This window comes from Pseudacidovorax intermedius (assembly GCF_001476815.1).
Lineage (GTDB): Bacteria > Pseudomonadota > Gammaproteobacteria > Burkholderiales > Burkholderiaceae_C > Xenophilus > Xenophilus intermedius_A.
This window is the reverse complement of the sequence record NZ_LDSL01000090.1, coordinates 1-8259: the sequence shown is the minus strand read 5'-3', so window position 1 is coordinate 8259 and position 8259 is coordinate 1. Positions and strand designations below refer to the sequence as shown.

Below are 8259 nucleotides of genomic sequence, written 5' to 3'. Positions count from 1 at the left end.
GCCGGCCGCAGCGGCCCGAAGGTACTGCTGGTGCAGGTCGACGGCATGACCTACGCCGCCCTGCGCGAGGCCCAGGCCGGCGGCGCGCTCGCCAGCCTGCGCGCCGCGCCGGCCTGGACGGGCGGCATCGCCGGCACGCCCAGCGCCCAGCCCACCACCACCGGTCCCGCCGTCGCCACCCTGCTGACCGGCACCTGGGCCCGCCACGGCGTGGGCTTCGACACCGCCGACCAGCGCATCGACACCGCGCGCACGCCCACGCTGCTGGCCCAGCTGCGCCTGCGCACCCAGCCCTATGCCTACCGCACCGGCCTGGTCACGGGCAGCGCGGTGGCCGCCAGCCTGGGCGCCGCCGCCGACGTGGCGCCCACCCTCGACGCCCGCGTGGACTGCACCGGCGACGACGCCTGCGTCACCGCCCGCACGCGCCAGCTGATCGAGGCCGGCACCGACCTCACCCTCGCCGAATACACCGGCCCCGCCCGCGCCGCCACCGACGGGCTGGCGGGCAGCGCCTACCGCGCCAGCGTCGGCGCCACCGCGGCCGGCGTGCAGCAGCTGCTGGACGCCATCGCCCGCCGCCAGGCCAACGACCCGCAGGAAGACTGGCTGGTGCTGCTGACCGCGGACCACGGCCTCGATGCCTTCGGCACGGCCACCGGCAGCCAGTCGCTGGCCGACAAGACGGTGTTCATCGCCAGCAACAAAACGCTGCCCTCGCTGCCCGCCGTGAACGACGCGCCGCCGGCCGACGTGGCCACGCTGCTGCAGGCCGCCGCCGCCACCGACCTCGCGCCCACCGTGCTGCAGCACCTGGGCGCGCTGCCGGCGCTCGACAAGCGCGGCTACGACGGCATCGCGCTGCAGGCCGCCACCGCGGTGCGCAACCTGCGCGCCACCGCCGGTGCCGACAAGGCCAGCCTGGTGCTGAGCTGGACGATGGCGGGCAGCACGCAGGTGCCGGTCAAGGTGTACCGCGACGGCACGCTGATCGCCACGCTGCCCGCCGCCAGCACCCGCTACACCGACGCCATCCAGGCCGCCGCCGACGGGCTCTATGCCTACCGCTACACCGTGGTGGCCGGCGACTCGGCCACCGGCGTGCAGGCGCAGATCAACTACGTCAAGCCGGCCACGCTGTCCACCGCACTGCTGCAGGGCCTGGCGGCCTACTACCCGCTGAATGCGCTGCCCACCACCGATGCGCTCGGCGCCTCCACGATGGCGCCCTGGGCCTCGGACGCCGCCGCCGGCTCGCTGGTGAGCGACGACCCCTTCGTCGCGCCCTACAAGGGCAAGGCACTGCGGGTGGACAGCACCATCAAGAACGCCAGCGGCATGTCGGGCTACCGCCTGCTGCAGGGCACCGACGTGGCCACCGACAGCAGCGTGACGGCCTACACCCTCGGCTTCTGGCTGCGCACCGACGCCAGCTGCAGCCAGGGCGTGAGCAACGGCGGCACGGTGATCGGCAACAAGAACTACACCACCGGCGCCAACGCGGGCCTGGCCATCGGCCTGTTCTCGGGCTGCGAGATCCGCTTCAACGTGGGCGCCGGCGGCAGCCGTGCCGACAGCAACGGCTACAAGCTCAGCGCCGGCCAGTGGGCCTACGTGGCGGTGGTCATCGACAAGGCCAACCTCAGGATGACCGGCTACGTGCTCGACCCCGCGCTCGGCACGCAGACCGGCAGCGCCACGCTCACCACCGCCCTCGTGGCCCAGCTCGGCGGCCTGAAGAACGGCATCGGCTTCAACGAGGACGGCACCGGCCTGTACTACCAGCGCGAGACCAGCTCGCCGCGCGGCGCGATGGACTTCGACGACTTCGCCATCTGGCGCCGGGCCCTCACGGCCGACGAGATCGCCAGCCTCTTCAAGTCGGCGCAGCCGCTGTCCACCCTGCGCTGAAGGAGCCACGGCCATGAAGAACACCCGCCGCCACTTCCTGCGCGCCTCGGCCACCACGGCCGGCGCCGCCGCGGCCCTGTCCGCCTTTCCGCCCAGCATCCGCCGCGCGCTGGCCATACCGGCCAACAACGCGACCGGCACCATCCGGGACGTCGAGCACGTCGTCATCCTGATGCAGGAGAACCGCTCCTTCGACCACTATTTCGGCACGCTGCCGGGCGTACGCGGCTTCGGCGACCGCTTCACCGTGCCGCTGCCGAACGGCCTGAACGTCTGGCAGCAGAGCGACGGCAGCGGCAAGGTGATCCTGCCCTTCCACCTGGACGGCAGCAAGGGCAACGCCCAGCGCGACGGCGGCACGCCGCACGACTGGGACGACAGCCAGAAGGCCTGGGACAACGGCCGCCTGGCGCAATGGCCGCGCTACAAGACCACCAAGGCCATGGGCTACCACCAGGAAGCCGAGGTGCCCTTCCAGTTCGCGCTGGCCAATGCCTTCACGCTGTGCGACGCCTACCACTGCGCCATGCACACGGGCACGGATGCCAACCGGTCCTTCCACCTCACCGGCACCAACGGCCCCACGGCGCAGAACGTGGCCTTCGTGACCAACGAATGGGACTGGCTGGACGGCCGGGCTTCGGCCGTCAACACCGGCTACACCTGGAAGACCTATGCCGAGCGGCTGGAAGACGCCAAGGTCAGCTGGATCTCTTACCAGAACATGCCCGACGAATGGGGCGACAACATGCTGGGCGCCTTCCGCCAGTTCCGCCGCGCCAACCTGGCGTCGCCCTACCCGGTGAGCAGCGGCGGCGCGCCCAACCAGCCCTATTCGAACAGCGGCCAGGCCACGCCCTACCGCGCCTACGACCCGGCCACCGACAACGCCGGCAACCCGCTCTACAAGGGCATCGCCAACACGCTGCCGGGCAGCAAGCCGGAGGATTACCTCGACGCCTTCCGCCGCGACGTGCGCGCGGGCCGGCTGCCGCAGGTGTCGTGGATCAACGCGCCCTCCATCTACTGCGAGCATCCCGGCCCCTCGAGCCCGGTGCAGGGCGCGTGGTTCATCCAGGAGATCCTGGACGCGCTCACCGCCGTGCCCGAGGTCTGGAGCAGGACGGTGCTGCTGGTGAACTTCGACGAGAACGACGGCTACTTCGACCACGTGCCCTCGCCCTCGGCGCCCTCGCCCAACGGCGACGGCAGCTACGCGGGCAAGACCACGCTGGCGGCCTCGGACCTGGCGGCCGAATACTTCACCCAGCCCGCGCCCGCCGGCAGCACCGGCCAGCCCAGGCCCGACGGCCGCGTGTACGGCCCCGGCCCGCGCGTGCCCATGTACGTGATCTCGCCCTGGAGCCGCGGCGGCTGGGTCAATTCGCAGGTCTTCGACCACACCTCGGTGCTGCGCTTCCTGGAGCAGCGCTTCGGCGTGGTGGAGCCCAACATCGGCCCCTTCCGCCGCGCCGTCGCCGGCGACCTGACCAGCGCCTTCAACTTCGTCAACCCCAATGGCGAGCCGCTGCCCACGCTGTCGGGCCGCAAGTCGCGCAGCGAGGCCGACCAGCTGCGCACCCAGCAGCAGGCGCTGGCGCAGATCACCCCGCCGGCCAACCCGCAGCTGCCGCGCCAGCCCGCGGGCACCCGGCCTTCGCGCGCCCTGCCCTACGAGCTGCACGCCAGCGCCCGCGTGGACGCCGCCGCCGGCAGCGTGCGGCTGCTGTTCGGCAACACCGGCAAACAGGCGGCCGTGTTCCACGTCTACGACAAGCTCAACCTCGACCGCGTGCCGCGCCGCTACATGGTGGAGGCCGGCAAGCAGCTCGACGACAGCTGGGCCGCCGCCACCGACAACGCGGGCCTGTACGACCTGTGGGTGCTCGGGCCCAACGGCTGGCACCGCCACTTCCGCGGCGACCTGGGCGCCAGCCGCGCGGCGGGCACCGCCAGGCCCGAGCTGCGCGTCTGCTACGACGTCGCCAACGGCAACGTCTACCTGCGCATGCGCAACGACGGCACCGCTGCCTGCACGCTGACCGTGCGCGCCCGCGCCTACCGCGACGACGGCCCGTGGACGGCCACGCTCGCGCCCGGCGCCAGCACCGAGCTGCACTGGGACCTGTCGGCCAGCGGACGCTGGTACGACTTCGAGGTCAGCGCCAGCAGCGACCCGCGCTTCTACCGCCGCTTCGCCGGCCGCGTCGAGACCGGCGCGCCGTCGGTGAGCGACCCGGCCATGGGCCTGGGCGAGCGCTGAGCGCCCCATTCCTTCGTCGGCGCCCGCCGCGGCGCCTTCCCCCGCCTTCTTCCGACCACGAGCCCACCACAATGTCCCACACCTTCGCCTTCTCCCTGCGCACCGGCCTCGCCGTGCTGGCCGCCTGCGCCGCCCTCACCGCCTGCGGCGGCAGCAGCGGCGGCGGCGGCTTCCTGCCCTCGGCCGGCGGCAACACCGGCGCCGGCAGCACGCCGCCCGCCGGCAACACCGGCACCACCCCGCCGCCCGCCGGCGACGGCAGCAAGGCGCCCGAGATGCGCTGCGCGCCCTGAGTTCGACCCGCCCGGACAACCCGCAGACCCACGACGACCCGCACCCATGAACTCCCGTCGCAAATTCCTCCAGGCCTCGGCCACCTCAGGCATCGCCGCCGCCACGCTGGCGGCCTTTCCGCCCAGCATCCGCAAGGCGCTGGCCATTCCGGCCAACAACGTCACCGGCACCATCAAGGACGTCGAGCACGTGGTCATCCTGATGCAGGAGAACCGCTCCTTCGACAACTACTTCGGCACGCTGATGGGCGTGCGCGGCTTCGGCGACCGCTTCACCATTCCGCTGCCCAAGGGCCTGAACGTGTGGCAGCAGTCCGATGCCAACGGCAAGCCGGTGCTGCCCTACTACCTGGACGGCAGCAAGGGCAACGCCCAGCGCGTCAGCGGCACGCCGCACTCCTGGACCGACGGCCAGAACGCCTGGGACGGCGGGCGCATGTACCAGTGGCCACGCTACAAGAACACGGCCTCCATGAGCTACTACAAGGAGGCGGAGCTGCCCTTCCAGTTCGCGCTGGCCAACGCGTTCACGATCTGCGACGCCTACCACTGCGCGATGCACACGGGCACCAACTCCAACCGGATGTTCCTGTGGACCGGCACCAACGGCCCCACCGGTGCCAACGTGGCCTCGGTGGTGAACGTGTGGGACGACATCGGCCCCTCGACCCAGGGCTACACCTGGAAGACCTACCCCGAGCGGCTGGAGGCGGCCAAGGTGAGCTGGATGGTCTACCAGTTCATGCCCGACAACTTCACCGACAACCCGCTGGCCGGCTTCGTGCAGTACCGCAAAGCCAACGAGGCCTCGGGCAAGCCGGTGAGCAACGACGCCGCCTCGCCCGCCTACGACCCGGCCAGCGACAACGCCGGCAACCCGCTCTACAAGGGCATCGCCAACACCATGCCCGACGGCGGCCTGCTGGGCACCTTCAAGCAGGACATCAAGAACGGCAAGCTGCCGCAGGTGTCGTGGATCGTGGCGCCGGCCACCTACTCCGAGCACCCCGGCCCGTCGAGCCCGGTGCAGGGCGCCTGGTACATCCAGGAGGTGCTGGACGCGCTCACCGCCGTGCCCGAGGTGTGGAGCAAGACCGTGCTCTTCGTCAACTTCGACGAGAACGACGGCTACTTCGACCACGTGCCCTCGCCCTCCGCGCCCTCGCCCAACGGCGATGGAACCTTCGCCGGCAAGACCACGCTGTCCGATGCCGACGTGGCCTTCGAGCGCTTCACGCACCCGGTGGCTTCGCCCGGCCAGCCGCTGCCCGACGGCAAGGTCTACGGCCCCGGCGTGCGCGTGCCCATGTACGTGATCTCACCGTGGAGCCGCGGCGGCTGGGTCAACTCCCAGGTCTTCGACCACACCTCGGTGCTGCGCTTCCTGGAGCTGCGCTTCGGCGTCATGGAGCCCAACATCGGCCCCTTCCGCCGCGCCGTCTGCGGCGACCTGACCAGCGCCTTCAACTTCGCCAATCCCAACAACGAGGCCCTGCCCGTGCTGGCCGGCCGCAAGGGCAAGGACGAGGCCGACCAGCTGCGCGCCCAGCAGCAGGCCCTGGCGCAGATCGTGCCGCCCACCACGCAGCAGCTGCCGCGCCAGGCCACCGGCACCCGGCCCTCGCGCGCCCTGCCCTACGAGCTGCACACCAGCGCCCGCGCCGACGCCACCGCCGGCACCGTGCGGCTGATCTTCGGCAACACGGGCAGGCAGGCGGCGGTGTTCCACGTCTACGACAAGCTCAACCTCGACCGCCTGCCGCGCCGCTACATGGTCGAAGCCGGCAAGCAGCTGGAAGACAGCTGGGCCGCCGCCACCGACAACGCCGGCCTGTACGACCTGTGGGTGCTGGGCCCCAACGGCTTCCACCGCCACTTCCGCGGCGACCTGAACCGCCTGCGCGCCGGCGGCGCGCCCAACCCCGAAGTGCGCGTCTGCTACGACATCGCCAACGGCAACGTCTACCTCAAGATGCTCAACGGCGGCAGCGGCGCGGCCGGCTTCACCCTCCGCGCCAAGGCCTACCGCGACGACGGCCCGTGGACCGCCACCGTCGCCGCCGGCGCCACCGCCGAGCAGCGCTGGGACCTGGCCGGCAGCGGCCGCTGGTACGACTTCACCGTCAGCAGCAGCACCGACCCGAGCTTCTACCGCCGCTTCGCCGGCCGGGTGGAAACCGGCCAGCCGTCGGTGAGCGATCCGGCGATGGGCCTGCCGGAGTTCTGAGGTCGCGCCGAACGGGCGGTGAAGGCCGATCGCATTCCGTTCGCGCTGAGCCTGTCGAAGCGCCGGCCCGGGACTTCGACAGGCTCAGTCCGAACGGATGGGGGCACGCACAACGGCGCGCGATCGGGGGACTGCCCCTAGAATCCGCGCCCTTTGCCCGCCCCTGCCATGACCGCCCCGTCCTGCTGCGCCATCGACTTCGGCACGTCCAACTCCGCCATCGCCCTGCCGCAGGCCGACGGCAGCGCCCGCCTGGTGCCGGTCGAGGACGGGCGGCCCACCATGCCGACCACCGTGTTCTACGACGTGGAGGACCTGGCGGGCCACGAGGCGCCGCGCCGCCTGTACGGCCGCGCCGCACTCGCCGCCTATGTGGAGGGGCGCGAAGGCCGGCTGATGCGCTCGATGAAGAGCATCCTGGGCTCGGGCCTGGCCGAGCAGTCCACCGAGGTCGGCGAAGGCCGTGCGGTGCGCTACCTCGACGTGATCGGCGACTACCTGCGCCACCTGCGCGGCCTGGGCGAAGCCGCGGCGCAGGCGCCGCTGCCCCGCGTGGTGCTCGGCCGCCCGGTGCGCTTCGTCGACGAGGACGAGGCCCGCGACGCGCAGGCGCAGGCCTCGCTCGAAGCGGCGGCGCGGGCCGTGGGCTTCGCGGAGGTGCAGTTCCAGTTCGAGCCCATCGCCGCGGCGCTGGACCATGAGCAGTCGGTCACGCAGGAAGAGCTGGTGCTGGTGGCCGACATCGGCGGCGGCACCTCCGACTTCTCGCTGGTGCGGGTCGGCCCCGAACGGCGCGCCCGGCTGGACCGCCGGGACGACATCCTGGCCAACCACGGCGTGCACGTGGCCGGCACCGACTTCGACCGCCGGCTGGACCTGGCGGCCATCCTGCCGCTGTGCGGCTACCGCGCCGCCGGCCCCGCGCGGCCGGGCGAGCGGCCGCGCGAGGTGCCGAGCACGGTGTACTTCGACCTCGCCACCTGGCACCTGATCAACGGCGTGTACGCCACCAACCGCGTGCTGGAGTTGCAGCGCATGCGCAGCTTCTATGCCGACGCGCGGCTGCATGCGCGGCTGATGCAGGTGGTGCAGCAGCGGCTGGGCCATGCGCTGCTGGCGCGGGCCGAGGCCGCCAAGATCGCGGTGGCCGAGGGCGGTGCCGCCGCGCTGCCGCTGGACCTGATCGAGCCCGGCCTGGCCACGGCCCTGGACGCCACCGAGGCCCTGCAGGCGCTGGACGCCGACCTGCAGCGCATCGCCGACGCCGCCCGCGAGACGCTGGCGCTGGCCGGCGTGACGGCGCAGGACGTGCGCACGCTCTACTTCACCGGCGGCTCCACGGGCCTGGCCGCGCTCACGGCGCGCATCGCCGAGGTGGTGCCCGGCGCGCGGGCGGTGCATGGCGATCGGGAGTCGAGCGTGGCCCGCGGTCTCGGGCTGCACGCGCGGCGCTTGTTCGGCTGAGGTAAAAAAGCACCCCCCATGCCGCTTCGCGGCTCCCCCCTCCCTCGCGCCTTCGGCTTGGAGGGGGGCGCACCCCCCGGCCCGGCAAAGCCGGTTCCGCG

5 protein-coding genes are annotated in these 8259 nt (G+C 72.4%); all 5 read left to right on the top strand.

Annotated features, from left to right (window positions below):
• On the top strand, positions 1–1911 hold a 1911-nt coding region (locus tag NS331_RS14540; RefSeq protein WP_242873755.1), incomplete at its 5' end, for a LamG-like jellyroll fold domain-containing protein.
• A gap of 13 nt (positions 1912–1924) precedes the next feature.
• Positions 1925–4174 carry a phosphocholine-specific phospholipase C gene (locus NS331_RS14535; protein ID WP_058642697.1) on the top strand — a complete coding sequence of 750 codons (2250 nt, stop codon included), beginning with the start codon at positions 1925–1927 and terminating at the stop codon, positions 4172–4174.
• A gap of 71 nt (positions 4175–4245) precedes the next feature.
• The gene (locus tag NS331_RS14530; RefSeq protein ID WP_058642696.1) at positions 4246–4467 is read left to right on the top strand and encodes a hypothetical protein; all 222 of its coding nucleotides are present in this window, start codon (positions 4246–4248) and stop codon (positions 4465–4467) included.
• 46 nt (positions 4468–4513) lie between these two features.
• Entirely contained in the window at positions 4514–6694 is a 2181-nt protein-coding gene (locus NS331_RS14525; RefSeq protein ID WP_058642695.1) for a phosphocholine-specific phospholipase C, read from the top strand.
• A 168-nt stretch (positions 6695–6862) separates the two neighbouring features.
• On the top strand, positions 6863–8158 hold the full coding sequence (locus tag NS331_RS14520; RefSeq protein WP_058642694.1) for an Hsp70 family protein: 1296 nt from the start codon (positions 6863–6865) through the stop codon (positions 8156–8158).
• Positions 8159–8259: the final 101 nt, after the last annotated feature.